21 protein-coding genes and 3 tRNA genes are annotated in these 26,159 nt (G+C 73.7%); 11 read left to right on the forward strand and 13 right to left on the reverse strand.

Translation table 11 applies throughout. The features are described 5' to 3' along the window. Positions 1-92: 92 nt before the first annotated feature. Positions 93-1,145 carry an NAD(P)H-quinone oxidoreductase gene (locus EWV39_RS02190; RefSeq protein ID WP_129656651.1) on the reverse strand — a complete coding sequence of 351 codons (1,053 nt, stop codon included), beginning with the start codon at positions 1,143-1,145 and terminating at the stop codon, positions 93-95. 109 nt (positions 1,146-1,254) lie between these two features. Here EWV39_RS02190 and EWV39_RS02195 point away from each other — a divergent pair. Then, positions 1,255-1,342 (forward strand) — tRNA-Ser (locus tag EWV39_RS02195). A gap of 51 nt (positions 1,343-1,393) precedes the next feature. Here the strand turns inward: EWV39_RS02195 and EWV39_RS02200 are convergent. Both EWV39_RS02200 and EWV39_RS02205 read right to left on the reverse strand, forming a co-directional pair. Continuing rightward, complete coding sequence (locus EWV39_RS02200; RefSeq protein WP_129656652.1) at positions 1,394-1,798, reverse strand: NUDIX hydrolase; 405 nt, start codon at positions 1,796-1,798, stop codon at positions 1,394-1,396. Next, positions 1,795-3,774, reverse strand: a complete 1,980-nt coding sequence (locus EWV39_RS02205) for an FAD/NAD(P)-binding protein (RefSeq protein ID WP_129656653.1) — start codon at positions 3,772-3,774, stop codon at positions 1,795-1,797. Before EWV39_RS02205 ends, EWV39_RS02200 begins: the two co-directional genes overlap by 4 nt. A 152-nt stretch (positions 3,775-3,926) precedes the next feature. Between EWV39_RS02205 and EWV39_RS02210 the strand changes: the two genes are divergently transcribed. After that, a tRNA-Ser gene (locus EWV39_RS02210) sits at positions 3,927-4,015 on the forward strand. 137 nt (positions 4,016-4,152) lie between these two features. On the opposite strand, the gene EWV39_RS02215 is transcribed toward EWV39_RS02210, so the two are convergent. The 3 genes from EWV39_RS02215 to upp all read right to left on the reverse strand — a co-directional run bounded on the left by EWV39_RS02215 (position 4,153) and on the right by upp (position 6,918). Next, a complete protein-coding gene (locus EWV39_RS02215) occupies positions 4,153-4,713 on the reverse strand; it encodes a SixA phosphatase family protein (protein ID WP_129656654.1) in 561 nt (186 codons plus the stop codon). Positions 4,714-4,786: 73 nt separating this feature from the next. After that, a complete protein-coding gene (locus EWV39_RS02220; RefSeq protein WP_129656655.1) occupies positions 4,787-5,578 on the reverse strand; it encodes a winged helix-turn-helix domain-containing protein in 792 nt (263 codons plus the stop codon). A gap of 701 nt (positions 5,579-6,279) precedes the next feature. Then, on the reverse strand, positions 6,280-6,918 hold the full coding sequence (gene upp, locus EWV39_RS02225) for a uracil phosphoribosyltransferase (protein WP_129656656.1): 639 nt from the start codon (positions 6,916-6,918) through the stop codon (positions 6,280-6,282). A 63-nt stretch (positions 6,919-6,981) separates the two neighbouring features. On the opposite strand from upp, the gene tadA reads away from it, so the two are divergent. The 5 genes from tadA (at position 6,982) to EWV39_RS02250 (ending at position 11,822) form a co-directional block, all read left to right on the forward strand. Continuing rightward, entirely contained in the window at positions 6,982-7,449 is a 468-nt protein-coding gene (gene tadA, locus EWV39_RS02230) for a tRNA adenosine(34) deaminase TadA (RefSeq protein WP_129656657.1), read from the forward strand. Positions 7,450-7,576: 127 nt separating this feature from the next. Then, complete coding sequence (locus tag EWV39_RS02235; RefSeq protein ID WP_129656658.1) at positions 7,577-8,377, forward strand: P-loop NTPase family protein; 801 nt, start codon at positions 7,577-7,579, stop codon at positions 8,375-8,377. A 31-nt stretch (positions 8,378-8,408) separates the two neighbouring features. Then, the gene (locus EWV39_RS02240; protein ID WP_129656659.1) at positions 8,409-10,871 is read left to right on the forward strand and encodes a YhgE/Pip domain-containing protein; all 2,463 of its coding nucleotides are present in this window, start codon (positions 8,409-8,411) and stop codon (positions 10,869-10,871) included. Beyond that, complete coding sequence (locus EWV39_RS02245) at positions 10,872-11,540, forward strand: TetR/AcrR family transcriptional regulator (RefSeq protein ID WP_129656660.1); 669 nt, start codon at positions 10,872-10,874, stop codon at positions 11,538-11,540. A 194-nt stretch (positions 11,541-11,734) separates the two neighbouring features. Continuing rightward, positions 11,735-11,822, forward strand: a tRNA-Ser gene (locus tag EWV39_RS02250). Positions 11,823-11,946: 124 nt separating this feature from the next. Here the strand turns inward: EWV39_RS02250 and EWV39_RS02255 are convergent. The 3 genes from EWV39_RS02255 to EWV39_RS02265 form a co-directional block, all read right to left on the reverse strand. After that, on the reverse strand, positions 11,947-13,047 hold the full coding sequence (locus tag EWV39_RS02255; protein WP_165313084.1) for a PrpF domain-containing protein: 1,101 nt from the start codon (positions 13,045-13,047) through the stop codon (positions 11,947-11,949). A gap of 19 nt (positions 13,048-13,066) precedes the next feature. Continuing rightward, on the reverse strand, positions 13,067-14,332 hold the full coding sequence (locus EWV39_RS02260; protein WP_129656662.1) for an SLC13 family permease: 1,266 nt from the start codon (positions 14,330-14,332) through the stop codon (positions 13,067-13,069). Positions 14,333-14,430: 98 nt separating this feature from the next. Beyond that, the gene (locus EWV39_RS02265) at positions 14,431-14,991 is read right to left on the reverse strand and encodes a GNAT family N-acetyltransferase (RefSeq protein ID WP_129656663.1); all 561 of its coding nucleotides are present in this window, start codon (positions 14,989-14,991) and stop codon (positions 14,431-14,433) included. 160 nt (positions 14,992-15,151) lie between these two features. Between EWV39_RS02265 and EWV39_RS02270 the strand changes: the two genes are divergently transcribed. Together EWV39_RS02270 and hrpB are read left to right on the forward strand one after the other, a co-directional pair. After that, positions 15,152-16,084, forward strand: coding sequence for an ornithine cyclodeaminase family protein (locus EWV39_RS02270; protein WP_202864871.1), 933 nt, complete (start codon positions 15,152-15,154; stop codon positions 16,082-16,084). Between the two features lie 42 nt (positions 16,085-16,126). Further along, on the forward strand, positions 16,127-18,883 hold the full coding sequence (gene hrpB / locus EWV39_RS02275) for an ATP-dependent helicase HrpB (RefSeq protein ID WP_129656664.1): 2,757 nt from the start codon (positions 16,127-16,129) through the stop codon (positions 18,881-18,883). Positions 18,884-19,081: 198 nt separating this feature from the next. Here hrpB and EWV39_RS02280 read toward each other — a convergent pair whose 3' ends face one another. Beyond that, positions 19,082-21,235 carry a RecQ family ATP-dependent DNA helicase gene (locus EWV39_RS02280; protein WP_129656665.1) on the reverse strand — a complete coding sequence of 718 codons (2,154 nt, stop codon included), beginning with the start codon at positions 21,233-21,235 and terminating at the stop codon, positions 19,082-19,084. Positions 21,236-21,317: 82 nt separating this feature from the next. Here EWV39_RS02280 and EWV39_RS02285 point away from each other — a divergent pair, with 82 nt between their 5' ends. Beyond that, complete coding sequence (locus EWV39_RS02285) at positions 21,318-22,868, forward strand: MFS transporter (protein ID WP_129656666.1); 1,551 nt, start codon at positions 21,318-21,320, stop codon at positions 22,866-22,868. A gap of 42 nt (positions 22,869-22,910) precedes the next feature. After that, entirely contained in the window at positions 22,911-23,618 is a 708-nt protein-coding gene (locus tag EWV39_RS02290) for a VTT domain-containing protein (protein ID WP_129656667.1), read from the forward strand. A gap of 59 nt (positions 23,619-23,677) precedes the next feature. Here EWV39_RS02290 and EWV39_RS02295 read toward each other — a convergent pair whose 3' ends face one another. From EWV39_RS02295 to EWV39_RS02305, 3 genes are all read right to left on the reverse strand, one after another. Continuing rightward, entirely contained in the window at positions 23,678-24,604 is a 927-nt protein-coding gene (locus EWV39_RS02295) for an NADP-dependent oxidoreductase (protein WP_193554685.1), read from the reverse strand. Positions 24,605-24,686: 82 nt separating this feature from the next. Continuing rightward, the gene (locus EWV39_RS02300) at positions 24,687-25,778 is read right to left on the reverse strand and encodes an aldose 1-epimerase family protein (protein ID WP_129656669.1); all 1,092 of its coding nucleotides are present in this window, start codon (positions 25,776-25,778) and stop codon (positions 24,687-24,689) included. Next, positions 25,778-26,122 (reverse strand): hypothetical protein, encoded by a 345-nt coding sequence (locus EWV39_RS02305; protein ID WP_129656670.1) that lies wholly within the window; start codon positions 26,120-26,122, stop codon positions 25,778-25,780. Before EWV39_RS02305 ends, EWV39_RS02300 begins: the two co-directional genes overlap by 1 nt. Between the last annotated feature and the right edge of the window lie 37 nt (positions 26,123-26,159).

Below are 26,159 nucleotides of genomic sequence, written 5' to 3' on the forward strand. Positions count from 1 at the left end.
GGGTGCGGTGATGATGAGATACAGCTCATCATGGCATATGGCCTACCGCACGGTAGAAGCGGGAGGGGCACCGCATCCCGGCCTTCCGGGACCTACAGCGTCAGCAGCACCTTCCCCCGGTGCTCCCCGGAGTCGAAGTACTCGTGGGCCCGCCGCACCTGATCGAGGGGGAACCTCCGGTCCACCAGCGGGTCGATCACGCCGTCGCGGAGCAGGGGCCACACCGTCGCCGCCATCCCGGCGAGGACCTCGCCCTTCTCCTCCGCGGAGCGGGAACGCAGCGTCGTCCCTCCCACGGAGGCCCGCTTGGCCATCAGCCGGGAGAGGTCCAGCTCCCCGGCGCGCCCGCCCTGCACCGCGATCACGACCAGGCGCCCCTCGGTGCCCAGCGCCTTCACGTTGGGCTCGAGGTAGCTGCCGCCGACGACGTCCAGGATGGCCCGCACGCCCTCGCCCTCGGTCCGTTCCCGGACCACCTCGGCGAAGTCCTCCTCGCGGTACTGCACGACGACGACCTCGCCCGGCTCCCGCCGCCCGCCGCCGGCGAGCCGCTCGTCCTGGCGCCGCACCAGGTCCTCGACCCAGCGGGCCTTCTCCGCGCTGCCCACGGTGGTGAACACGCGGTACCCGAGGGCGCGGCAGAGCTGGATCGCGTGCGCCCCGATCCCCCCGCTGCCGCCGTGGACCAGGACCGCCTCGCCGGGCCGGGAGGGGCCGGCCGGGTCCAGGCCGGCGACCATGAACAGGTTGGCCCACACCGTCGCCGCGACCTCCGGCAGGGCGGCGGCGGCCGCCAGTTCGACGCCGTCCGGGGCGGGCAGCACCTGCGCGTGGTGGACCGCGACCCGCTCCGCGTACCCGCCGCCTGCCAGCAGCGCGACGACGGGCCGGCCCGGCTCGAGCGACGTCGCCCGGGCGGCCTCCTCGCCGACCTCCAGGACGGTGCCGGAGACCTCCAGCCCGTAGGTGGAGGGGGCGCCGGGAGGCGGCGGGTAGTGGCCCTTGCGCTGGACGGCGTCGGCGCGGTTGAGGCCCGCGGCGGTCACCCGGATGAGGACCTCCTGCGGCCCAGGGCGGGGATCGGGGATCTCGGTGACCTCCAGGACCTCGGGGGCTCCGTGCTGCTGCTCGACGACGGCTCTCATGATCGCTGCGGTTCCCTTCCTTAGACAATCCGTTGCGGGGGCCGGTAAGCTGACGTACTGCGCTCCCCGCCCCTGTCCCATGCTAGGCACGCCGGGCGAGCGCTGACGAGGAAGCTTGTCCGAGCGGCCGAAGGAGCCGGTCTTGAAAACCGGTGTGCGGCGACCCCGTACCATGGGTTCGAATCCCATAGCTTCCGCGTGGACGAGGGCCCCCGGACCGCCGCGAGCGCGGTCCGGGGGCCTTCTCGTCACGGGCCTCCCAGGACCCCCGCCTCGGCGAGGTACACGTCCAGGTCGTCGGTCAGCGGCAGGAGCCTCAGCTCCTCGGGCGTGACCCAGCGGGCGTCGGCGGCGTCGTCGTCCGGGCGGAGCTCGCCGCCCAGCAGGCGGGCCTCGAAGTCGTGGATGTCGTACGTCCGGCCGTCGCCGGCGGGGATCCGCAAGCTCCACAGCTCACGGCCCACCTCGACCCGCAGGCCGGTCTCCTCGAGCACCTCGCGGGCGGCGGCCTCGGCCAGCGTCTCCCCCGGCTCCGCCTTCCCGCCCGGCACGGACCACAGGCCCCGGCCGGGCTCGCGGCCGCGCTGGACGAGCAGGATGCGGCCCTCGGCGTCGAGGATCACCGCGCTGGCGGCCGGGACGATCTCGCTCATGCCGTGCCTCCCAGGACGTCCGCGACGACGTCGTCGGCGTGGGCCAGCGTCTGGGCGCTGAAGCGCAGGTCCGCGTCCGCCTCGGCCGCGATGGCCGTGCCCCACTGCGCGGAGGAGAGCTGGAGGCCCAGCACGTACACGTGCTGCGCGGCCTCGCCGGAGGGGCCGATGAGGCGGTACGGGGAGACGGTGACCTCGAAGCCGCGGCCGGGGACCGGCGCGGCGGAGTCGTCCATGGACCACTGCCAGGGCCGGGCGTAGCCGTCCTCGAAGAGCCGGCGGATCATCGGCGAGGTGCTGATCCGCACGTCGTTGGCCGGGGCCAGCGCCTCGACGAGAGACTCGGCGTGGACCGGCTCGTCGCGCACCCACGGGGAGGAGGCGACGAAGGTCCCCTCCCGCTCGTCCGGGCCGAAGACCGGGTCGGGGCCGAGGAAGCGCAGCGTCCCGGCCCGGGCGAGGGCCGCCATCTGCTGGATCCGCAGCACCGGCGGCCCGGAGGCCAGCCCGTCCACGAGGCTGGCAAACATCCGCTCGAGCCCGCGCACCCACGACTCGCCGCTGACCCCGTGGTCCTGCACCGCGTACTTGGCCAGGGCGCGGGCCTGGTTCAGGGAGCCTATCGCCATCTTCAGCGGACTGTCCTCCCCCGCGAAGGAGGCCTCGACGTCGCGGTCCAGCAGGTGCACCACGGCCGCGGCGTACTCCTCGTGGGACTGGAAGCTCTGGCCGCCGAAGGGGCGCGTCAGGCGCTCGGGGCGCAGGATCAGCTGCGGCTCGACCCGCTCGGTGGTGAGCCGCTCCAGCCGCGTCCACCAGGAGACGTGGTCGGCGTCCCGCATGATCTCGTCCACCTCGCGCAGGAACTGCTCCGCGTCGCCGGCGATGGCCTCCGGGCTCACCCGCGCCATCGTCCTGTAGTAGTTCCACTGGGCATCCCTGCGCATCAGCGGCCAGTACTCGGTCTCGAAGTCGATCCGCCGGCCCTCTGCCTCCGCCTCCGCCCGGGTCCGGTCCACCAGCTCGCGAGTGAAGAACCGGTTCTCCACCGAGCGCGGGTAGTAGGAGTCCAGCACCGCCTTGGCCCGGTACGGGGTGCCCCGCCGGGACGCGACCCAGACCTGCGGCTCCAGTCCGCTGGGCCGGTAGAGCAGACGGTGCGGCCGCTCCGGGTCCGGCTCGAAGCCGCCGCCCCGGCCCTCCGTGAGCCGGGCCAGCACGTCGTGGAAGTTCAGGCCCATGCCCCGGATCAGCACCCGCTTCCCCGCCGGCAGGTCGTCCCAGTGGACGTCGGCGGGCACGGCGGGCGGCCAGTAGCCCAGGCCTCGGGCCGCGGCGAACTCCATGAGATCCCGCTGGTCGTCGTGCAGCGTCGCGTCCGTGTGGCCGAGGGCGAGCACCACGGCGTCGGCGGAGAGCACGACGCCGTCGCCCAGCTCCACGCGGTACCGCCGCGAGCTCTCCGCATCCGCCGGGGAGAGCCGGACGGCCTCCTGCGGGTGGTGGGTGATGGCGAGCCCGCGAGGCGCCCCGGCGCGGATCCTGGCGTAGACGTCCGCGAGGTAGGTGCCGTAGATCTTGCGGGAGGGGAAGCCCGTCCGGGTGAGCGCGCGCAGCTCGGCCAGGTCCTCGTCGGAGAGGCCGACCAGCGCGTGGTCAGGGTCGGCGGCCGTCTCCGCGCGCCAGCGCTCGAAGGAGAGGCCGCGCAGCATCGGGATCGGCTCGGGGAAGCCCGCCGCCGAGGCGACGGTGGCCGCCGTCGGGACCACGGTGGGGAACAGGCTCGGGGTGTTCATCAGGAAGTGCCGCGACTGGTCGGTCCGCCACACGTGCCCCGGCCCGGGAGGGAAGGGGTCGACGACGTGCGCGTCCACCCTCCCCCCGGGCTCGGCGGCCACGTGCGCGGCCAGCCGCTCCAGGACGGAGAGGCCGCGGGGCCCGCCTCCGATGATCACGATGTGCTGCGTTCTACCCATGCCTCTCAGGGTAGCCGGGCCGACGCCGGGGAGAGCCCCGGGCGGGGCGCCGTCCGCGCAGGAGCCCGGCTTTGACCGCGCGGAGTGTTCCCCGATAAGCTGTGAGGGCTGTGCCGTTGGACGGGTTCGTTTCCGTCCGCCGGAGTCAGCATGGAGACGTGCCAGAGCGGCCGAATGGACTTCACTGCTAATGAAGGGTCGGGATAAAACTCGACCGGGGGTTCAAATCCCCCCGTCTCCGCCCAGCGACCCGGGTCGCGCCATCGTCCTTTCGACGGCGCGGCCCGGGTTCTCTCGTTCTCGGGGCCGGCTCTCAGACCCGGACTCGTTCCCGTGCCCGGCCCATATCTTGAGTCCGGCTCGGACCTCGGGCCCGGCTCAGGCGTTCCTCGCCCCGGGCTGGCGCTGCGGTGCGACGAAGGCCCGCAGCACGGCGTCGGCCTGGTCCAGCGCCGCCCAGGGCCTGTCCGTGGTGAGCACCGCGAAGCCCCCGGCGGGGAAGCCGGAGGAGGCGTCCATGACGGCGTCGTAGTCGGAGTCCCGGGAGGCGAGCCGCATGGAGACCTCCTGGACCGCCGGGTAGTGGGCGATGACCATCAGGGCGCGCACGGTCTCCGGGACGCGGGCGATGGCGCGCATCAGCTCCCGGGGCGGCGCGTTGTAGAGGCGCTCCTCCAGGCTGGCCGTGGGGGCCTTCTCCCCGAGCGCGTCGCAGACCCAGGTGCAGGTCTGGCGGGTGCGCAGGGCGGCGGAGCAGACGATCATCTCCGGGGCCGCGCCGATCTCGAGCAGGCGGCGGCCGGCGTCGGGCGCCTGGGCGTGGCCGCGCTCGGTGAGGGGACGGTCGAAGTCGCTCACGCCCCACGGGGCGTCCGCCTCCGCGTGGCGCATGATCACGAGGGTCTTGTCCTGCGAGCGCGGGTCGATCAAGGGGCTCATGACCCCAGCTTACGGAATCCCAGCGCCGGGGGCCCGGAGGCCCCCGCACGGAGGCCGGGTCAGCGGCCTCGGATCAGATGGAGTACTCGGGGGCGGCCCAGATGACGACCTCGGGGTGCTCGTAGAAGCGGTACCCCTGGCCGCGCACCGTGCGGACGGTGTTGGACAGGCGCCCGAGCTTGGAGCGCAGCCGGCGGATGTGGACGTCGATGGTCCGCTCGTTGGGGGTCTCCTCCGCGTCGCGCCAGAGCGAGTCGAGCAGCTCCTCGCGGCCGACCGTGCGGGCGGCGTTCTCCACCAGGTAGTTCAGCAGCTCGAACTCCTTGTAGGTGAGGTTGAGGACCTCGCCGTCCAGGAAGACCTCGCGGCGGGAGAGGTCGATGAGCACGCCGGCCGGCTGCGAGGGCTTGGACTCGGCGGCCTGCGGGACGGCCGCGGTGTCCGGCACGCTCCGGGGCGCGGTCGGGTCCCCCAGGGCATCGCGGACGACGTCGAGGTCGCTCCCCTCGGCACCCGCCGGGGCGATGGCCACGGCGGCATAGGAGTCCGCCTGGGGCGCCAGGGACTGCGCGTAGGCCCGGATGTCCTGGACCAGGCGGACCAGGGAGGTGCCGTTCTGCGCGGCGACGTCCTCGTTGATCCCCACGTAGAGCACGAAGCCGCGGGCCTCGTTCTCGGCGGCCACGGGCCGCAGCTGCGCCTGCGGCTCCTCCGAGGAGACGACCGGGGTCATGGCCCGCAGCGAGCGGTAGCTGGTGGGCTCCCCCACCGTCCCCCGCCCGGTCGTGGCGGCAGAGCGCATTCCGCGCGCGGCCGTGCTCCGGTTCCGCTGGGAGATGTGCACGTATCCAGGTGCGCCTGACATCGGGTCCCCGTCTCTTGTTTCGACTCGCGGTGAGGACCGTGATCCTGCACCCATATTCCAAGTTCCCCCGCCCCTCGAACGGCGTCGGGAGAACGGGCGGCGCGTCGACGCGACGAGTGAAAGCATTCCAAGGCGAACGCACCGCTTTCACTCAATGGTGACGGGTCAGACTCATAGCTGCAAGTAACAATCGCTCGTGCGTTCCACATCGTGAGACGAAGCCCCGAATATACAGCCGGGTCCACCTTCCCGGTCTTCGTGAAGAATCAGACCAAAGTTGCTAGACAGCCCCCAAACGACGGGGTCAATACGTGCACGAAGGAGCGAGGGAGGGAGTGGTAGAACTGAGAGCAGAAAAACTTCCTAAAGTCAAATTAAATCACTGGTCATCTCCAGCTCGACAGGGTGCCGGCATCTGCGTGATCGAAGGATCGCCGCCCTGGCACCGGAGGCCCGGAGGGCGAGTTGAATCGTCACACTTCGACATAAAAACGGACGCCGCCCGTTCGAAATGAAAAATCCGGCAGAACAGCTCCCGCCGGGGAATATGCATCATCGGGGAGATCCCGTTCGCCCACCGAACATCACCCCCGGCGTCGCGCTCGGACGAGGGGGAACACGGCTCGGAAACCCACCCGGCGGAGTTGAGGAGGAAGGTGAATGAATAACTTGTGATTTAAATCACTTATAGGAGGGGGACCCTACTGCGCGACCCCGTAGAGGCGATCCCCCGCGTCGCCGAGGCCCGGGACGATGTAGGCCTTCTCGTTCAGCCGCTCATCCCGGGCGGCGAGGAACAGGTCCACGTTGTCCAGGCCCTGGACGCCGCGCTGCAGGGCCTCGATCCCCTCCGGCGCGGCCAGGATGCAGATGCAGGTGATGTGGTCGGCCCCGCGGGCCCTCAGGAACTTGATCGACTCGATCAGGGTGCCGCCGGTCGCCAGCATCGGGTCGAGCACGTACACCTGGCGGCCGGTGAGGTCCTCCGGGAGGCGCTCGGCGTAGGTCACGATGTCGAGGGTCTCCTCGTTGCGCGCCATGCCCAGGAAGCCGACCTCCGCGGTGGGGACCAACCGAGTCATCCCCTCCAGCATGCCGAGGCCCGCGCGGAGGATGGGGACCACGAGCGGACCGGGGCTGGCGATCGCGGAGCCCACGGTCTCCGCCACCGGGGTCCGGACCGTCCGGGGCTCCACCCGGATGTTCCGGGTCGCCTCGTAGGCCAGGAGGGTCACCAGCTCGTCGACCAGCTGACGGAACTGCGGGGACGCGGTCTCCCGATCCCGCAGGACGGTGATCTTGTGGTCGACGAGGGGGTGCTCCAGAATCTTCACGCGCATGCCTCTCAAACTACCACCGCGCCGCGGGGCGGACCCGGCCTCCACGGAGGCCAGAATGGAGGGATGGACCACCTCGACCCCCGGCACCACACCTGGATGGGCCTCGCCCTGGAGGAGGCCCGCCGGACCCGCAGCAGCGGGGACGTGCCGATCGGCGCCGTCGTCGTGGGACCCGACGGCGCGGTGCTCGGCAGGGGCCGCAATCGCCGCGAGGCCGACGCGGACCCCACCGGCCACGCCGAGATCCTCGCGATCCGCGAGGCCGCCCGCCGCCTGGGCCGCTGGCGCCTCGACGACTGCACGCTGGTGGTCACCCTGGAGCCCTGCGCCATGTGCGCCGGCGCCGCCGTCCTCGCCCGCATCCCCCGCCTGGTGATGGGCGCGTGGGACGAGAAGGCGGGTGCCGCGGGCTCGGTGCTCGACGTCGTGCGCGAGCGGCGGCTCAACCACTGGATCGAGGTCTTCCCCGAGGTCCGCGAGCGGGAGTGCGCCGAGCTGTTGCTCGACTTCTTCCGGTCCCGCCGCGGGTGAGCCGGGACGCTCCTGACGGGTGCATCACATCGCCACGTTGTTCTTGAACTGACTGGTCAGTCTAATTACGCTGGTCTCCGGACCGCACCGGTCCGCTCCCTCCCCTCATCGCCGTCAGGAGTCGACCGTGCTCGTCGCCGAGAACGTCCGGGCCGCCGGACGCCACACGCCCCTCGTGCCCCCCACGTCGCTGCGCGCCGCCCGCGGCGAGCTGCTGCTCGTGCGCGCGGCCAGCCCCCTGACCCGCACGGGCCTCGCCCTGATGCTCGCCGGCCGGATGAAGCCCGGCGAGGGCGCGATCAGCTGGGACGGGGACGGCTCCCGCCGGTCGCTGCGCCGCCGCTCCGCCGTCGTCGACTCCCCCGGCGTCAACGCCATGGAGCCCCACATGCGCGTCCGCGACTACGCCTCCGAGATGCTCTCCTACCTCCGGCCCTCGCCGCTGCGCGGGACCGGGATCGGGCCCTGGCTCTCCGAGCACGGCCTCGAGGACCTGGACGACCTCTGGGACGAGGAGCTCACCGGCGAGCAGCGCCTGCGCCTGGCCTGCGCCCTGGCGCAGGCCGACGACACCGCCGAGCTGCTGGTCTTCGACACCCCCTCCCGGCACGGTGAGGGCTCCGAGACGCCGGACGCGTGGCTCGGACGCCTCCTGGAGCTGGCGGAGGCCGAGGAGCGGCCGCGCGCCGTCGTCGCCACCGTCCCCGGCATCCCCGCGGACTGGGCCGGCCCGGCCGTGGAGGTGGGCTCCGCCCCGCCGCCGGACGCCGAACCGGGTCCCGAGGAGGACGAGGCCGGGGCCGCATTCTCTGAACCCGAAGCGGCCGACTCCGCGGGCCCCGGCTCCGCCGACGCCGGCGCCGCGACCGCCCCCGCGGACCCCGCCTCGCCGCGGCACGCCGCATCCCGCATCGACAACCCGTCCTGACGGCCCCCGAACCCGAGACAAGGAGAGGATCATGACGTCCCTGAGGGTCGCCCTGACAGAGCTCAAGCGCTTCTCCCCAGGAGTGCTCCCCAAACTGGTGATGATCGCCCTGATCTGCATCCCACTGCTCTACGGCGGCATGTACCTGTACTCCAACTGGGATCCGTACGGCAAGGTCGACCACGTCAGCGGCGCCCTGGTCATGGAGGATACGGGCGCGACGACGAGCGACGGCGAGCAGGTCAACACCGGCGAGGAGGTCGCGGACGACCTCCGCTCCTCCGCCGACTTCGACTGGCACGACGTGACCAGCCGGGACGACGCCGTCCAGGAGGTCTCCTCGGGCGACATCGACTTCGCGCTGGTGATCCCGGACGACTTCTCGGAGAGGCTGCTCTCCACCTCCCGCTTCGCCCCGGCCGAGGACGGCACCCCGGGCGAGGTCGACCCCGAGCAGGCCGGCCTGGAGGTCATCACCAACGACGCCAACAACTACCTGCTGACCAACATCGTCAAGCAGGCCGGCGGCACCGTCCGCGACTCGGTGGCCCGGCAGGTCGGCGACGAGACGGCCGGCACCATGCTGGCGAACCTCACCACCATCCACGGCCAGCTCTCCGACGCCACCGACGGCTCCCAGCAGGTGACCGACGGCGCGGTGAGCCTCTCCGACGCCGTCGACCAGCTCAAGGACGGCACCTCCTCCCTGGCCTCCGGCGCGACCCAGCTCAACGACGGCGCCCTGGCCCTGCTCGACGGGCAGAACCAGCTGGTGGACGGCAATCGTGCCGCGCTCGACGGCGCCCGGCAGCTGGACGACGGCGCCCACCAGCTCTCCGACGGGGCCTCGACCCTTGCCGGCGGCACCTCGACCCTCTCCCAGGGCGCGGGCGAGCTGCACGGCGGCACCGGGGAGCTCTCCTCCGGGGCCTCGCAGCTGGCCGAGGGGACGTCGTCGCTCTCCGACGGCGCCGGGCAGCTCTCCGACGGCGCGACGGCCCTGAACGGCGCCATCGAGCAGTCGGGCCTCTCCTCGCTCTCCGGCGACCTGAACGCCGTGTGCGCCGACCTCTCGCAGGCCAACGACGCCGCCCCCTCCGGCCGACTGGGCGCCGACGCCTCCCAGGCCGTGCTCTCCGAGGTGGACGGCGTCGCCGCCCAGCGGGTCCAGGGTCTGGTCAGCGACGGCACGCTCACCCAGGAGCAGGCCGACTCGCTGGTCAAGAGCCTCTCCGACGAGGACGCCCGCTCGCGCATCACCGATGCGGCGACCCGGGGCCTGGACCAGGTCGAGCAGACCCCGCTCGGCTCGGGCCTGCAGCAGTTCCGCGACTCGGGCTGCGCGAGCGACGGCACCTCCAGGATCGCTTCCCAGATCGACGAGCTCAGCGGCGCCGTCTCCCAGCTGGGCAGCGGGGCCTCCGACCTGGCCCAGGGCGCCCGCGACGCCGACTCCGCCGCTCAGCAGCTCGCCACCGGGGCGGGGACGCTGGACGAGAAGACCGGCGAGCTCGCCGACGGCGCGCAGCAGGTCGACCAGGGCGCCCAGGACCTCTCCTCCGGCGCCTCCGAGCTGTCCGAGAACACCGGCTCGCTGGTCTCCGGCGCGCAGCAGCTGCTCGACGGCCAGGAGGACGCCCGCGACGGCGCCCAGCAGCTGGCCGACGGCACCGGCCAGGCCGTGGACGGCTCCGCCCAGCTGGACGAGGGCGCCGGGCAGCTGCAGGGCGGCTCCGGCGACCTGCGCTCGGGCTCCCAGCAGCTGACCGACGAGCTGCGCGACGGCGTGGGCCAGGTCCCCGACCTGAGCTCCTCGGACCAGGACTCGCTCTCCTCGGTGATGTCCGATCCGGTCTCCGACGAGCACGACTCCCTGGCCGGCGCGGGCAGCTACGGCGAGGGCATGGGTCCGTTCTTCATGGTCCTCGCCCTGTGGATCGGCCTGCTGATGGCCGGGCAGTTCCTGCGGGCCGGCAACAGCCGGGCGCTGGCCTCCAACGCCTCGAGCCTGCGCATCGCCCTCGGCGCGTGGACGCCGTTCGCGCTGGTCGGCGTCGCCCAGGGGGTGCTGCTGTTCGCCGTGGTCAAGTTCGCCCTCGGGTTCGACATGGCGCACCCGTGGCTGGCCTTCTGGTTCTTCCTCTTCACATCCGTCGTCTTCAGCGCCATCTGCCAGGGGCTCATCGCTCTGCTGGAGGCGCCCGGTAAGCTCGTGGTACTGATCCTGCTGGTCCTGCAGCTGGTGACGGCCGGAGGGATGATGCCCTATCAGACGCTGCCCGCCCCGCTCGAGTGGATGCACCACGCGCTGCCGATGTCGCACGCGCTCACCGGGCTCCGGCGCCTGATCTACGGGATCGACACGGCCGCGGTCTGGCCGACCGTGGCGCTGCTGGCCGGCTTCCTCGTGCTGGGCCTGCTGCTCGGCTTCCTGGGCGCGGTGAAGGACCGCACCTGGACCCTCAAGAAGCTCAACCCGGAGGTGGAACTGTAGATGATGGCCGACCCGGCGCCGAGGCGGCGTCCCGCCCGCTCCTCCCGGACCCAGCTGAAGCTCTTCGAGGCCGCGATGGTCATCATGAGCGAGAAGGGGCCGACCGCCACCACCGTGGACGAGGTCGCCGCGCGGGCGGGCGTGTCCAAGGGGACGGTCTACTACAACTTCGGCTCCAAGAGGTCGATGGTCGAGGGGCTGCTGAGCTACGGCGTCCAGCTGGTCCTGGAGCACATCGAGGAGGCCGGGGAGGGGATCGAGGACCCGCGGGAGCGGCTGCTGCGCGGCACGATCGCGGCCCTGCGCTTCCTGGACGGGAACCCGGGGTTCGCGCGGCTCGTCGTCGCCGAGATCTGGCGGCCGGGGGATCCGGACAGCTCCTCCGACGCGCTGGTGCGGCAGCGCGCCGTGGTGATCGAGCGGATCACGGCCATGGTGGAGGAGCTGGGCGAGTACTACGCGGTGGCTCCGCACCCGGACGGCCGCTCGATCGCCGTCGGCATCTTCGGGACGACGTTCATGCTGGCCATGGACCGGGAGATGCTGCGGAGCGAGCGCACCACCCAGCAGGCCGCCCGGACCGTGATGACCCTGGTGGACGGGTACATCCTGGGACCGCGGGCGGAGGGGCGGGGCATCGCGCCGGATCCCGGGGGCGCGCCGGGCTGAGGTGACGACGCCGGGCCGGTGCCTTCCTCACCGGCCGCGCGGCTCAGGCCCCCGCCCGGCTCCGACCGATCCGGGCCGGGTCCGGGTCCGGGTCCGGGTCCGGGTCCGGGTCCGGGTCCGGGAGGAGGGTCACCCGGCCGCCGGGGACGCCCGAGTTGAGACGATCCGGCCGAGCCGGTAAAGTATCCAAAGTTGGTGACGTGTCCGAGCGGCCGAAGGTGCAACACTCGAAATGTTGTGTACGGTAACCCCGTACCGAGGGTTCAAATCCCTCCGTCACCGCTCTTGAGAGAAGCCCCTTCCCCCGGGATCCCGGGTGGGAGGGGCTTTTTGCTGTGCCGAGGCGCGGGGCCGCAGCCCCCCTCCTCCCCCCTGGGGCTGATGCCGGGGCTGCTCGTCCCGGGGGCTAGGCGTCCTCTCCCGCCCCCGGGACGAAGGCCGTGCCCGTCAGGACGATTCGCGCGGTCCGGGCCAGCCCCGCCGTCACCAGCGAGCCGTCCTCCCGGGTCTCCGCCGTGACGGTCACCGTGCCCTTCGGGTGGCGGATCGTGGTCTCGCCCGGCGGTTCGGCGGGCAGGACGGCGTCGAGCACCGTGCCTCCCAGCGCCGCCGCGGAGCCGAGAGCCAGCGCCACGGTCACCGGCACCGCGTGGTGAAAGACCCCCATGGAGGTCACCCGCACGTCCACGGCGGCGCCCTCGGTGCCGGGGGCCACGCAGGCCACCCGCGGCACGGCGGCGCTGCCGGGCACGCCCATCCGCTCGCCGGCCTCGCGGCGCAGGGCCTCGAGCCGCGCCAGCAGGGCGGCGTCGGCGTTGAGCTCGGCGGGGCTCAGGGCGGGATCCACGCCCGCCTCGGCGGCGGCGTCGAGGATCACCAGGGGGTTCGAGACGTCCACGAGGCTGGCGCGCACGCCGTCGCCGAGCTCCGTGGTGCGCCCCTGCGGGAACACCGAGCCCGTCTTCTCCCCGCCGGGCTCCAGGAACCTCAGGTCGATGCGCGGGCCGGGCCCGCCGGCGCCGGACATCAGGTACTCGCCGGTGCGCGGGAGCCGGCCGCCCTCCAGCGGGTGCTCCAGGAGGAAGACCGCTCCGGTGTTGGCGTTCCAGACCCGCGCCGAGGCGCGCTCCCCTTCGCGCTCGAGCAGGCCCGCGTCCAGGGCATAGGCGCTCGCCGCCGCGCTCAGGTTCCCGCAGTTGCCGTTCCAGTCCACCGCCGCGGAGCCGACGGCAGGCTGCGCGAAGACCGTGACCAGGTCGACGCCGGCGGGACAGGAACCCTCCCACGGAAGGCCCCCGAGGTCCTCCGGCAGCCCCACGGCCATGACCTTGGAGTTCGACGACGCCCCGCCGCCCAGGCCGTCCACGGCCAGCGGGTTGGGGCCGCCGATCAGCCCGACGCACAGGGCGTCGCGGGCCCGCGGATCGCGGGGCAGGTCCCGGACCCGGAGGAACACTCCTCGGCTGGTGCCGCCGCGGACCACGGACACGGGGATCTCACACGTCATGCCGCCCATCCTCCCTCGATCACAGGCCGGTGGCCAGCGGGATGAGGCCGAGCAGCCCCGGGACCACCGCCGTCAGGCCCAGGGAGGTGGCCATGAAGATGCGGAACACGTCGTTCTGGCGCTCCTCCTCGGCGTTGCCCACCACCAGGGTCCCGGCGATGTGGATAGGGTTCATGACCATGAGACCGGAGGGCACCGCCACGGCGGCCACGACCCAGAAGACGGACGGGGAGTCGGCGAAGAAGCCGAAGACCAGGGGCATCGTCATGCTCAGCACGCCCAGGGCCGAGGACTCCACGTTGCAGAGCAGGGCCGTGAGGTAGGCCAGGGCGAACAGCAGCACCGCGCCCGAGGCCACGCCCCCGATGGCGCCCTGGATCGAGTCGATGGTCCCCACGGAGCGCAGCAGCCCCAGGTAGGTGAGCAGGCCGCCGATCAGCAGCACCGCGCCCCACGGCACCTGGGCGAACATCGCCTTCTGGGAGGGCCGGAACGCCAGCTGGAGCACCGCGGCCACCGCCATGGAGGTGAGTCCCACGTCCAGCCTGAAGGCCACCACGCACACCACGAACACCGCCAGCCCCACGAGGGAGGCGACCGCGTACGCCGGCGTCTGGACGCCCTTCCGGGAGTCGCGCCCCGCCTCGACCTGGGCCGCCTGGGGCTCGACGAGCATCTTCCCGCGCCGGCCCAGGACCCCGAAGACCACCTGGAGCACGGCGAGCGCCGCGGCGGTCACCACCACGGCCACCAGCCACAGGCCCCAGACCGGGTAGGTGACCCCGGCGTCGGCGGCGAGCTGGCGGATCGTGGCGCCCGTCGGGTTCAGCGGGGACATCCCCAGGCCGATCGAGCCCATGATCACGCCCAGCGCGTTGATCAGGTACGTCCCCCGGTACTTCACGGAGATGAACGCGATCAGCGGCACCAGGATGGCCACCGGCCCCGTCCCGAAGATCCCCACCGTGGAGAGGAAGCCGCCCAGCACGAACCCCACCCACGGGATGAGCTTCCTCCGCTGCCCGACGACGCGGAACGCGCCCTCGATGACCCAGTGGATCGCGCCGCTGAGCTCCAGGTGGCTGAACATCAGGGAGACGCCGATGATCAGCACCACCAGGCTCGCGGGGAAGGCGGCGTAGATGTCGTCGGCGTCCGAGCCGGAGACCAGGACGAGGATGAAGGCGGCGCCCAGCGAGAGCGTGCCGATGTTGACCTTCTTCCAGATCGCCAGCACCAGGACGATGATCAGCAACGCCAGGGACAGCGTCTGGGGAATGGTCACTCGGCCTCCTGGAAACGTGACGTCTGCTACTAAAGTCCATAAGGAGGCTAACTATCTTGTGGACCGGGGAGCAAACCGAGCGCGCTCGGCCCGCGGGCTCACATGCCGAACGCGTCCGGGTACGCCACGACGCCCCGCGGGAGGCCCGCCGCGGGGCGCAGGGGCAGGGCCATGAAGGCCTCGTCGGGCACCTCGAAGGGCGCGCGGATCCCCAGCCCGGAGGCCGGGACGAAGCCGAAGCGCGGATAGTATCCGGCGTGCCCCAGCACGACGACGAGCCCCTCCCCGCGCTCCCTCGCGGCCTCCAGCGCTCCGCGGATCGCCGCGCTCCCCGCGCCCATGCGCTGCCGCTCCGGCAGCACCGCGCAGGGTGCGAGCGCGAGGGCCGGACGGCCGCCCACCGTGCAGCGGGTCAGCAGGGCGTGCCCGGCTACCGGACCCTCCCTGTCCTCGACGACGTAGGAGAGGCCCTCGATCCAGGCGGCGGGATCGGCGCGCAGGGCGTCCACGAGGTCCGCCTCCTCCGCGGTGGGGAAGGCGGCCTCCTCGACGGCCCGGACGGCGTCGTGATCGGCCGGGGTCTCGGGGCGGGCGCGCCAGGCGGGCGCTCCGGTAGCGGCGGCGGGACGCCGATTCTCGATGCGGTGGGGATCCCTCATGCGCTCATCTCACCATGCGCCGCGAGGGGAGGCCCAGCCGGCTGAGCCGCCGCGGGGTCACAGTCCCGGCCCGAGTCGACACGGGGCGCCACGGCGTTAGACTCGCATCACACGCACCCGATCAGGCCCTCCGACGCTTTCGAGGGGCCGAGGAGGAGAGTTGCCCTCACCGCACAGCCCCGAGATCCGCTCCGTGGGCCCGGACCAGGTCATGGCCCATCTCCCGCTGCGGGCCGCCGTCGACGCCCTGCGTCAGGCGCTCCAGGAGGGGCTGGATCCCGCTCGGCAGGCCGCGCGGACCACCTCGCCCCTGACGAACGGCGAGTTCCTGCTCATGCCCAGCGAGTTCGAGGGCTACGCGGGGGTCAAGATCCTGACGGTGGCGCCGGGCAACCCGGCGCGGGGGCTGCCGAAGATCCAGGGCAGCTACATGCTCTTCGACGCCGAGACCCTCCAGCCGCTGGCCCTCATCGACGGGATCGCGCTCACCTCGATCCGCACGCCCGCGGTCTCCGCTCTGGCCATCGACGCCCTGGCCGCGCCCGACGCCGCGGACCTCCTGGTCTTCGGCACCGGCCCCCAGGCCCTGCACCACGTCCGGGCCGCGGCGGCCGTGCGGCACCTGGGGCGGGTGGGCGTCGTCGGGCGCTCGGAGGAGAAGGCGCGCGAGCTGGCGCAGCGCCTGCTGGACGAGGGCTTCCCGGCCGAGGCCGCGAGCGCCGAGCGCGTCGCCGAGGCGGACGTCATCGCGTGCTGCACCAGCGCCCGGGAGCCGCTCTTCGACGGGTCGCGGGTCCGCCCGGAGGCGGTGGTCGTCGCGATGGGCTCCCACGAGCCGGGCGCCCGGGAGACCGACGACGCCCTCGCGGCCCGCGCGAGCGTGTACGTCGAGGACCGGGAGACGGCCCTGCGGGAGGCGGGCGACGTCGTGCTGGCGGTGGAGCACGGCGCGATCGCCGCCGATGAGCTGCTCGACGTCGCCACGATGCTGAACGAGCCTCGGCGGCCGGGGCCCGCCCTGGTCAAGACCGTGGGCATGGGCTGGCAGGACCTCGTCACGGCCCGGGCCCTCTTCGAGAACCTGCCGGGCTAGGCCCGGCTCGGCGCCCCGGGCCGCCCCTGGCAGACTGGAGGGGTGAGCACTTTCCCCCTGGAGGCCATCGCCGCGGGCCTGCCCGCGGCCGAGCTGATCCCGCGGCTGCGCCGCCTCGCCGCCGGCGGCGGGCCCGTCCGCGCCGTGGTGGACGCTCCTCCGGGCACCGGCAAGACGACGGTCGTCCCGCCGCTGCTCGCGGAGCTGCTGGCCGGACGGGAGGGGGCGGAGGGTCGCGCTCCGAGCGACGACTCGTCAGCCGGCTCCTTCGACGACTCGTCCATCAGGCCTTCCGACGACTCGTCAGCCGGTCATCCTGACGACTCGTCGGCAGGCGCCGACGACTCGTCGCGCGGCGCCTCTGATCGTCCCCCGGTGCACGCCCCCGCCACCCGCGTCGTCGTGACCCAGCCCCGGCGGATCGCCGCGCGCTCCGCCGCCCACCGGCTGGCCCAGCTGAGCGGGCTCCGGCTCGGCGAGGAGGTCGGGTACACCGTGCGCGGCGAGCGCCGCGCCGGGCCCCGGACCGTGGTCGAGTTCGTGACCACCGGCGTGCTGCTGCGCCGGCTGGTGCGGGATCCCGAGCTGGCCGGCGTCTCCTGCGTGGTCATGGACGAGGTCCACGAGCGGCACCTCGACGCCGACCTCGCCTTCGGGATGCTGCGCCAGCTCGCGGAGCTGCGGGAGGACCTCTCGCTGGTCGCGATGTCCGCGACCCTGGACGCCCCGCTCTGGTCCCGGCTGCTCGGGACCGACGCGGAGCCGGCGCCGGTCGCCGCCGTGGAGGCCGCGCTGCACCCGCTGGAGGTGCGCTGGGCCCCGCCCGCCCGCGCCGCGCTCGACGCCCGCGGCGTCACCCGGGACTTCCTGGCCCACGTGGCCGCCACGGTGCTCGAGGACGTCGAGCGCCGCTCCCCCGCGGAGACCGGCGACCTGCTGGTCTTCCTCCCCGGCGCCCGGGAGATCGACGCCGTGGCGACCCGGCTCTCCGGCCGTCCCGGCCTCGAGGTCCATTCCCTCAGCGGCCGCACCCCGCCCGAGGAGCAGCGGCGCATCCTGGCCCCGCGGTCCGCGGCGGGACCGCGGCGGGTGATCCTGGCCACCAACGTCGCCGAGTCGGCGCTGACCGTGCCGGGCGTGCGCACGGTGGTCGATGCCGGGCTGGACCGCCAGCAGCGCCTGGACACCGTGCGCGGGATGAGCGGCCTGGTCACCGTGGGCGCCTCCAAGGCGGCCATGGCCCAGCGCGCGGGACGCGCCGCCCGCGAGGCCCCGGGCGCCGTGATCCGGTGCCTGGCCCAGAGCGAGCACGCCGCGCGCCCCGCGGCGACCCCGCCCGAGATCGTCACGAGCGACCTCACCGCGGCGATGCTCGACCTCGCCTGCTGGGGCGCGCCCGGCGGCGCCGGGCTCCGGCTGCCCGACGCCCCTCCCGAGCGCGCCCTCGCCGGCGCCCGCACCGTCCTCCGCGCGCTGGGCGCCCTCGACGACGCCGACCGCGCCACCCCGCTCGGCCGCCGACTCGCCGCCGTCCCGGCCGACCCGCGCCTGGCCCGCGCCCTCTTCGACGGCGCGGAGCTCCTCGATCCCCGGGCCGCGGCGGAGACGGTCGCGGCCCTCGCCTCGGAGCGGCGCGCGCCGGGCTCCGACGCCTGGGCCCTGCTGCGCGAGCTGCGCCGGAGTCGGGACGAGCGGTGGCACCAGGACGTGCGCCGCTTCGGCCGGGAGCTCGCCGCTGCGGGGGACGGCCGGCCCGCGGCCGCCTCCTCGTCCCAGGCCGGATCCGACCGGCTCCCGGGCGCCCCCGCCACCGAGGCGGGGGCCGGGCTGGTGACGGCGCTGGCCTTCCCCGAGCGGATCGCCCGGCTCCGGCGGGGCAGCGAGGACGAGTACCTGCTGGCCTCGGGGTCGGGGGCCGTCCTGCCGCGGGAGTCCGCGCTGAAGGGCCACGAGTGGCTCGCGGTGGCCGAGGTCGGGCTCAGCGGCGGCCGGCCGCTGATCCGGTGCGCCGCCGTCGTCGACCAGGACACCGCCGAGCTGGCCGGATCCGAGCTGCTGGCCGAGGAGGAGGACGCCCGCTTCGACGGGAAGGTCATCTCCCGCGACGTGCGGCGGCTCGGGGCGATCGAGCTGTCCTCCACGCCGCGCCGGCCCTCGCCCGCGGCGGGGCGGCACGCCGTCGCGGCGGCCCTGCAGCGGGACGGGCTGGAGACGTTCCTGCGGCCGGGCCCGGACTTCGAGTCCCTGCGCGGCCGGCTGGGCCTGCTGCGGGCCGTGTACGGCGAGCCGTGGCCCGACGTCCGGCTGGCGGCCCTGGAGGCCTCCGCCGAGGACTGGCTCGCCCCCGAGCTGGAGCGGATCGCCGGCGGCGCCTCGCGCCGGGGCGTCGACGCGGCGAGCGCTCTCCGGCGGCTCCTGCCCTGGCCGGAGGCCGCCCGCCTGGACGAGCTCGTGCCCGAGCGCGTCAGGGTGCCCAGCGGCTCCTCCGTGCGCCTGGCCTGGCCCGCGCCGGAGGACCACGAGGACGACGTCGCCCCGCCGGTCCTGGCCGTGAAATTACAGGAATGCTTCGGCTGGGCGGAGGGCCCCGCCGTGTGCGAGGGCCGCGTGCCCGTCCTGCTGCACCTGCTCTCCCCCGCCCGCCGGCCCCTGGCGGTCACCGCCGACCTCGCCTCCTTCTGGACCAACGCCTACCCCGGCGTGCGGGCGGAGAACCGCGGGCGCTACATCAAGCACCCCTGGCCCGAGGACCCCTGGAGCGCCCCGGCCACCGCCCGGACCAAGGCGCGGGGCGGCTAGCGAGCCGGCGGCGGGGACGGGACGGCCCTGGGCGGGAGGAAGGGAGAGGACCCTGGACGAGTCGGAACGACCCCGGACGAGCGGACGGCGCGTGCAGGGCACGGCACATGCGTACAGGCCGGTCCCTGCAGGCTCCTCCTCGAGGCGGGGACAGCGGGCGCCGGGACAGAGGGAGGAGTCCGGCCTGCCCTCTCGCCCCTAGGCCTGCAGGGCGAGCGCGAAGGGCAGCACCGCCTCCGCCCCGGCGAGCCGCAGCTCCCGCGCGCACACGGTCATGGTCCAGCGGGAGTCGATGAGGTCGTCGACCAGCAGCACCGGCCCCCGCACCTCGGCCAGCCTCCCGGCGAGCTCCTCGCCCACCCGGAAGCGGCCCCACACCGAGGCCAGGCTGTAGGCGCTGTTGCCGCCGCGCCCGGCCGCGCCGGAGGGGAAGCCCTGAGCCCCCTCCAGCTCGCCGAGGTAGGGCAACCGGCCGGCCCCGGCCAGGCCGCGGGCCAGGGAGTCGACCAGGCGGGGACGCGAGGCGGAGGGGATCGCGACGACGCCGGCCGGCCGCCGCGCCCAGTCCCACTCGGCGAGCACCCCGACGCAGGCCCGGCCCAGGTCCGCGGGGACCTCGGCGTCGAGGGGGCGGCCGGCGTCGTCGTTGACGAAGACCTCGCGCAGCCGGTTGCCCCAGCCGAGGTCGGTCAGCCGGGCCAGGGCGCGACCCCGCTCGGCCCGCTCCTCCTCGGGGATCCTGCCCTTCTTCTCGATGCCGAGGGTGGGCAGGCCGGTGGGCCACTGGGCCCGCGGCTCCACCGGGACGCCCACACGGACCAGGCCGTGCCGGGCCCGGCGCGATGCCTCCTCGTCGACGTCGCGGGGGTACCAGGGGCCCGCGCAGACGTCGCAGCGGCCGCAGGGCTCGGCGGTGGCGTCGTCGAGTTCCCGGGCCAGGAACTGCATGCGGCAGGTGTGCCCGGCCTCGTAGTCCAGCATCGCGTTCTGCTCGCGGCGCCGGGCCTCGGCGATCCGGCCGTAGCGCTCGGCGTCGTAGGTCCAGGGCTTGCCGGTGGAGACCCAGCCGCCGGAGACCCGGTCCACGGCGTCCTCCACCGCCAGCACCTTGAGCAGGAGCTCCAGGGAGGTGCGCTTGATGTTCACGGCGGCCTCGAGGGCGGCGACGGACATCGGCCCGCCGGCCCCCGCCAGCGCGGAGAGGACCTGCTGGGCGTTCTCCTCGGTGGGCATCGAGGCCGTGGCGAAGTACTTCCAGATCTCCGGGTCCTCGCGGCCGGGGAGCAGCAGGACGTCGGCGTTCTCGGTCGCGCGGCCCGCGCGCCCGACCTGCTGGTAGTACGCCACCGGCGAGGAGGGTGCGCCGAGGTGCACCACGAAGCCCAGGTCCGGCTTGTCGAAGCCCATCCCGAGCGCGCTGGTGGCCACGAGCGCCTTGACGCGGTTCTCCTTCAGCTCCCGCTCGGCCTCCTCCCGCTCGCCCGCGTCCGTGCGGCCGGTGTACGAGCGCACGTGGTACCCCGCCTCGGCGAGGATCCGCGCGGTGTCCTCCGCCGCGGAGATGGTCAGCGCGTAGACGATGCCGCTGCCGGGCATCTCGCCCAGGTGCTCGATCAGCCACGCGATCCGGGCCGCGTTGTCCGGCAGGGTGAGGCAGCCCAGGCGCAGCGAGGCGCGGGAGAGCGGCCCGCGCAGGGTGAAGACGTCCCGGCCGCCCTCCCCGCCGACCCCCAGCTGCTCGCGGACGTCGGTGACCACGCGCTCGTTGGCCGTGGCGGTGGTGGCCAGCACCGGGACCCCGGCCGGGAGCTCGCCGATCAGGTCGCGGATGCGGCGGTAGTCGGGGCGGAAGTCGTGTCCCCAGTCGGAGATGCAGTGGGCCTCGTCGATCACCAGCAGCGAGCAGGTGCGCAGCAGCTCCGGGGCCCATTGCTCCCGGAAGCGGGGGTTGTTCAGCCGCTCGGGGCTGATGAGCAGGACGTCCAGCTCCCCCGCGCCGATCCGGGCGCGGATGTCCTCCCACTCGGTGGCGTTGGCGGAGTTGACCGCGGCGGCCCGCACCCCCGCCCGCTCGGCCGCGGCCACCTGGTCCCGCATGAGGGCCAGGAGCGGGGAGATGATCAGCGCCGGCCCGCCGCCCTGCTCCCGCGTCAGCAGCGAGGAGATGAAGTAGACCGCGGACTTCCCCCAGCCGGTCCGCTGGACCACCAGCGCGCGGGCGCGGTCCTCGACCAGGGCCCGGATGGCCTCGAACTGGCCGGGGTGGAAGTCGGCGTCGGGACGGCCCGTGAGCGCCTGCAGGTGGGCGCGGGCCTGGGCGTGGAGGTCGGTGGTGGCTGCTGCGGTGTCCATGCCCTCCAGTGTGTCAGGGATCGGGGGCGCGACGGGGCGGGAGGGGTCTGCTGTGGATACGGGGGCTGGTTACGATGAGGTCATGCCCTGGACCAACGCCATCCCCCTGCGCGCCGGCAAGCGCCAGTGGTTCGCCCTCGTCATCCTCATGATCCCCGTCCTGCTGATCTCCATCGACAACACGGTGCTGACCTTCGCCCTGCCCTCGATCTCCCGGAGCCTGGAGCCCAGCGGCGTGCAGCTGCTGTGGATGGTGGACGTCTACCCGCTCGTGCTGGCCGGGCTGCTGGTGCCCATGGGCGCGATCGGCGACCGGATCGGACGGCAGCGGATCCTGCTGATCGGCTGCAGCGGCTTCGCGGTGGTCTCGGGGCTGGCGGCGCTGGCGCCGGCGCCGGAGTGGCTGATCGCCGCCCGGGCGGGGCTGGGGTGCTTCGGCGCGATGCTGATGCCCGCGACGCTGTCCCTGCTGCGCAACATCTTCCTGGACCCCGCCCAGCGGCGCACGGCGATCGCGGTGTGGGCCTCCGGCTTCTCGGCGGGCGCAGTGCTGGGACCCATCCTCGGCGGGTTCCTCCTGGAGCACTTCTTCTGGGGCTCGATCTTCCTCATCGCGATCCCGCTGCTGATCCCGGCCCTGGTGCTCCTGCCGCTGCTGGTCCCCAACTCCAAGGACCCCGATCCGGGCCCGGTGGACCCGTGGTCCATCGCCCTGATCATGGTGACGATGGTCGGGGTGGTCTACGCCATCAAGGAGCTGTCCACCTCCGGCCTCGGCGTCGTCCCGGTGCTCGCCCTGCTGGTGGGGCTGGGCTGCGGCGTGCTCTTCGTCCGCCGCCAGCTCTCGGCCCGCGAGCCCATGCTCGACGTCAGGCTCTTCAGGAACCCCGTCTTCACCGGCTCGCTGGCGTGCAACTTCACCGTGACCATCGCCTTCGTCGGCTTCATCCTGGCGTTCTCCCAGTACCTGCAGCTGGTCGAGGGCTACTCGCCCATGCACGCGGGGATCCTGATGATCCCGGGGATGATCATGACCGTCATCGGCGGCTTCGTGGCCGTCCCCCTGGTCCGCCGGATCCGCCCCGGGGTGGTGGTCAGCGGAGGCCTGCTCGCCAACGCGCTGGGCTTCCTGCTGTGCGCCTTCACCGAGTTCCTCGGGGCCGGGCTGGTGCTGCTGATGGCCAGCTTCCTCGTCTTCGGCTTCGGCAACGGCGCGGTGCAGACGCTGGCCAACGACATGATCCTCAGCGCCGTCCCGCCCGGCAAGGCCGGGGCCGCCTCGGCGATCTCCGAGACCACCTACGAGTTCGGCAACGTCATGGGCGCGGCCGTGCTCGGCACGGTCCTCACCGCCGGGTACCAGAGCGCCGTGGAGATCCCGGACGGAGTGACCGGCGGGGCGGCGGAGGCCGCCGGGCAGACGCTGGGCGGAGCCGTCGACGTCGCCCAGGCGCTCGGCGGCGAGCTGGGCCGGGCCCTCATGGACAACGCCTCCTCGGCGTTCACCTCCGGCTTCGCCTACGCGGCCCTCGGCTCGACCCTCTCCTGCCTGGTCGGCGCCGCCATCACCTGGGCCACGCTGCGCCGCGTCCCCCCGGAGCCGGGCCGGCCCGCCTCCAGTTCCGGGGAGTAGCATGGGCCCGGTTCCCCCGCTTCCCTCCCCGAACGGCTGCACATGACCACTCTGGCCTCGCTCCACGCCCTGACCGCCGACCTCCAGGCGGCGGGAGGCGTGCTCGCGCCGCATCCCGCCCTGCTCGGCATCGACATCGAGGCGATCCTCGACGGCGCCGGCCCCTGGGTCCTCGGCGTCGTCGCGGCGATGATCTTCATCGAGTCGGGTGTGCTCTTCCCGTTCCTCCCCGGCGACTCGCTGCTCTTCACCACCGGCCTGCTGCACCACCAGCTCGGCCTCAACCTGGCCGTGCTGCTGGTGGTGGTCGGCGTCGCGGCCGTGCTGGGCGACCAGGTCGGCTACTCCCTGGGCAAGGTCTTCGGCCGGCGGCTCTTCTCCCCCGGCGCGCGGATCCTCAGCACCGAGAACCTCGCCAAGGCCGAGCGCTTCTTCACCCGCTACGGCGGCAAGGCGCTGGTGCTCGCCCGGTTCGTGCCCATCGTGAGGACCTTCGTGCCGCTCGCCGCCGGGATGGCCCAGTACCGCTACCGTGACTTCGCGAAGTGGAACATCACCGGCGCCCTCCTCTGGTGCCTGCTGCTCACCCTGGCCGGCGTGTGGCTCGGCAACGTGGCCTTCATCCGGGAGCACGTGGACCTGATCGCCGTCGCGCTGGTGCTGCTCTCGGTGGTGCCGATCGGGTTCGAGGTCGCCCGGGAGCGGCGCCGCTCGGCCCGCGCCGAGGGGACCGCCGAGGCCGGGGAGTAGTCCCCGGCCGCCCACGGCCCCCGCGGTCCGAGCGGCACCGGCCTGATGGCTCAGTACACCTAGTCGCCGGAGACCTGCAGGACGATCTTGCCGACCGTCCGCCCCTCCTGGCTCTTCTCGAAGGCCGCGGGCAGGCGGTCCAGCGGGTAGACGGCGTCGACCTTCACGCTGAGCTTCCCGCGCTCCACGAGGTCGCCGAGCCGGGTCAGGTCCTCCGCGCTGGGGACGACCCACATCCAGGCCCCGCCGTTCTTCTCGGCCTCGGGGTCGGCGATCGAGGCGTGGACGCCGTCCTCGGCCAGGACCTCCAGGGTGGTGTCCAGGACGCCGCCGACGAAGTCGGCGACGATGTCCACGCCGTCGGGCGCCAGCTCGCGCACGCGCCCGGCCAGGCCCTCGCCGTACTCCACCGGCTCCGCGCCCAGCTGGCGCAGGTAGTCGTGGTTCTTCTCCGAGGCGGTGCCGATCACCCGGGCCCCGGCCGCGGCGGCGATCTGCACGCCCATGCTCCCCACGCCGCCCGAGGCGCCGTGGATCAGCACGGTCTTCCCCTCCTCCAGGCCGGAGCGGGTCAGCACCTGGTAGGCGGTGAGGCCGGCCAGCGGCAGTCCCGCGGCCTGCTCCCAGGTGAGGTTCTGCGGCTTGGGGGCGAGCGCGCGCAGCGGCACGCTCACGTACTCGGCGAAGGTCCCGCCGTGGATCCAGTCCTTGCGGGCGTAGGCGATCACCTCGTCGCCCTCCTCGACGCCCGGGGAGTCGATGCCCTTGGCAGCCACGGTGCCCGCGACGTCCCAGCCGGGGATCGCCGGGAACTGGGCCTCGATCATCGAGTCCAGCCCGCCGGACATCGCCTTCCAGTCCACCGGGTTCACGCCGGCCGCGTGGACCTTGACCAGGACCTCCCCCGGCCCGACCTTGGGCAGGGGCTGGTCGGTCAGGGACAGGACCGAGGGGTCGCCGAACGTCTCGTACGTCATCGCTTTCATCGTGCTCATGACCGGCATAAGTCTTCGGGCGGGGCGGATATTCCGGATCCGGGTTTCGCTGGCGGCGAGGAGCCGGCATCCCTCACCAGCCGGTCTCGGCGATCCGCCAGCTCGCGGTGCGGCGCTCCCCCGGTCCCAGGACGGTGAGGTCCCGGCCGGAGCGGAAGGCGTCCGCCGGCGCCGTCATGGGCTCGACGGCGACCGCCCGGCGCCCGTCCTCCGGATGCGGCTCGTCGTCCGTGTAGACCTGGATCCAGCGGACCTCGGGGCCGCAGCGGAGCACGACGCCGCGCCCCTCGTGGCCGGTGAGCAGGCACTCGAAGCCGCCCGCCGCGTCGCGCTCGATCTCCCCGAGGGCGACGTCGTAGGCCGTGTCCCCCAGCATGCGCCCCTCCCGGAAGTCGAAGACGCCGTCCCGGGCCGGGTGCTCGGCCACCGGGAGGAGGCGGTCCGGATCCGCCTCGAGGTAGGTCCCGGCGGGGATGCGCAGGGTCCAGCCGGGGATGCCGCCCGGCGCGGAGCCGTCGGAGCCGTCCGCGACGAGGTAGGGGTGGCCCGCCACGGCGTAGGGCGCGTAGTCGGCGCCCGTGTTCTCGGCTGTGACCGACCAGCTCAGGCCCGCCGCCGAGACCTCGTACCGGGCCGTGAGCCGCAGCGGGAAGGGGTAGCCGGGCTGGGGGACGAGGTCGAGGAGGAGCTCGACGGCGTCGGCCTCGGCGTCGGCGGCCTCGGCAGGGCCCCTCTGCGCATCGCTCCTCTCGGCGGTCCCGGCCTCCGATTCGACGCCGTTCTCCTCGGCCGGGCTCGTCCCGGCGGCGTCCGTCCCCGCACCTTCCCCCGTCACCCGCCACCGCTCCCACAGCGCCAGCCCGTGGGAGGCGTTGCCGCGTCCGGGCTCGGTGAGCGGCAGCTGGTGGGTCTGGCCGCCGAAGGCGTAGCGGCCGTCGCGGATCCGGTTGGGCCACGGCGCGAGGATCGCCCCGCTGCAGCCGGCGCGCAGGTGGCCGGGCGGCGTCGTGCGCACGAGGTGGCCGTGGGGGCCGGTCAGCGAGACGAGGCTCGCCCCGACCTCGGCGACCACGGCCGTGTAGCCGCCGGCGCTGATCTCGTGGCGCGTCCCCTGGGGATCGGGGACGCCGGGGCCTGCGGGGACGGGGACTGGAGTGGCTTCCATCACTCGAGCTTACCCTCGCCCTCCGCCTTCTTGATCTCCTCCGCCTCGGCGCTGGCCACGATGTCCTCGGCGGGGACGGGGGCCAGCCGGTCCCAGAGGAAGAACAGGCCCGCGGCCACGAGCATGCCGAGCCCCGACCACAGGTTGATGTGCAGGCCGCCGGTCTTGGCGACGTCGGCGGCGGGGTCGAGGATCCCCATGAGGGTCACCACCACGCCGTAGACGAGGAAGAGGGCGCCGATGATGCGCCGCAGGTCGGTGCGGCGGGTGTGCCGGATCAGCTCCTCCTTCTCCTCGGGGCCGAGGGTGATGCGCTCCGGCACCTCCGATGGGTTCTGGCTCATGGCGGACCTCCTGTGATGATCGATCTCGACGACGGCG

It is taken from the genome of Rothia halotolerans, assembly GCF_004136635.1.
GTDB classification, from domain to species: Bacteria; Actinomycetota; Actinomycetes; order Actinomycetales; family Micrococcaceae; genus Rothia; species Rothia halotolerans.

Excerpts from the sequence above, each read along its gene's own strand:
- EWV39_RS02190 (WP_129656651.1), bottom strand. The coding sequence starts at position 1,145 with ATGAGAGCCGTCGTCGAGCAGCAGCACGGAGCCCCCGAGGTCCTGGAG.
- EWV39_RS02200 (WP_129656652.1), bottom strand. The coding sequence starts at position 1,798 with ATGAGCGAGATCGTCCCGGCCGCCAGCGCGGTGATCCTCGACGCCGAG.
- EWV39_RS02205 (WP_129656653.1), bottom strand. The coding sequence starts at position 3,774 with ATGGGTAGAACGCAGCACATCGTGATCATCGGAGGCGGGCCCCGCGGC.
- EWV39_RS02215 (WP_129656654.1), bottom strand. The coding sequence starts at position 4,713 with ATGAGCCCCTTGATCGACCCGCGCTCGCAGGACAAGACCCTCGTGATC.
- EWV39_RS02220 (WP_129656655.1), bottom strand. The coding sequence starts at position 5,578 with ATGTCAGGCGCACCTGGATACGTGCACATCTCCCAGCGGAACCGGAGC.
- upp (WP_129656656.1), bottom strand. The coding sequence starts at position 6,918 with ATGCGCGTGAAGATTCTGGAGCACCCCCTCGTCGACCACAAGATCACC.
- tadA (WP_129656657.1), top strand. The coding sequence starts at position 6,982 with ATGGACCACCTCGACCCCCGGCACCACACCTGGATGGGCCTCGCCCTG.
- EWV39_RS02240 (WP_129656659.1), top strand. The coding sequence starts at position 8,409 with ATGACGTCCCTGAGGGTCGCCCTGACAGAGCTCAAGCGCTTCTCCCCA.
- EWV39_RS02245 (WP_129656660.1), top strand. The coding sequence starts at position 10,872 with ATGATGGCCGACCCGGCGCCGAGGCGGCGTCCCGCCCGCTCCTCCCGG.
- EWV39_RS02255 (WP_165313084.1), bottom strand. The coding sequence starts at position 13,047 with ATGACGTGTGAGATCCCCGTGTCCGTGGTCCGCGGCGGCACCAGCCGA.
- EWV39_RS02265 (WP_129656663.1), bottom strand. The coding sequence starts at position 14,991 with ATGAGGGATCCCCACCGCATCGAGAATCGGCGTCCCGCCGCCGCTACC.
- EWV39_RS02280 (WP_129656665.1), bottom strand. The coding sequence starts at position 21,235 with ATGGACACCGCAGCAGCCACCACCGACCTCCACGCCCAGGCCCGCGCC.
- EWV39_RS02285 (WP_129656666.1), top strand. The coding sequence starts at position 21,318 with ATGCCCTGGACCAACGCCATCCCCCTGCGCGCCGGCAAGCGCCAGTGG.
- EWV39_RS02290 (WP_129656667.1), top strand. The coding sequence starts at position 22,911 with ATGACCACTCTGGCCTCGCTCCACGCCCTGACCGCCGACCTCCAGGCG.
- EWV39_RS02295 (WP_193554685.1), bottom strand. The coding sequence starts at position 24,604 with ATGAAAGCGATGACGTACGAGACGTTCGGCGACCCCTCGGTCCTGTCC.
- EWV39_RS02300 (WP_129656669.1), bottom strand. The coding sequence starts at position 25,778 with ATGGAAGCCACTCCAGTCCCCGTCCCCGCAGGCCCCGGCGTCCCCGAT.
- EWV39_RS02305 (WP_129656670.1), bottom strand. The coding sequence starts at position 26,122 with ATGAGCCAGAACCCATCGGAGGTGCCGGAGCGCATCACCCTCGGCCCC.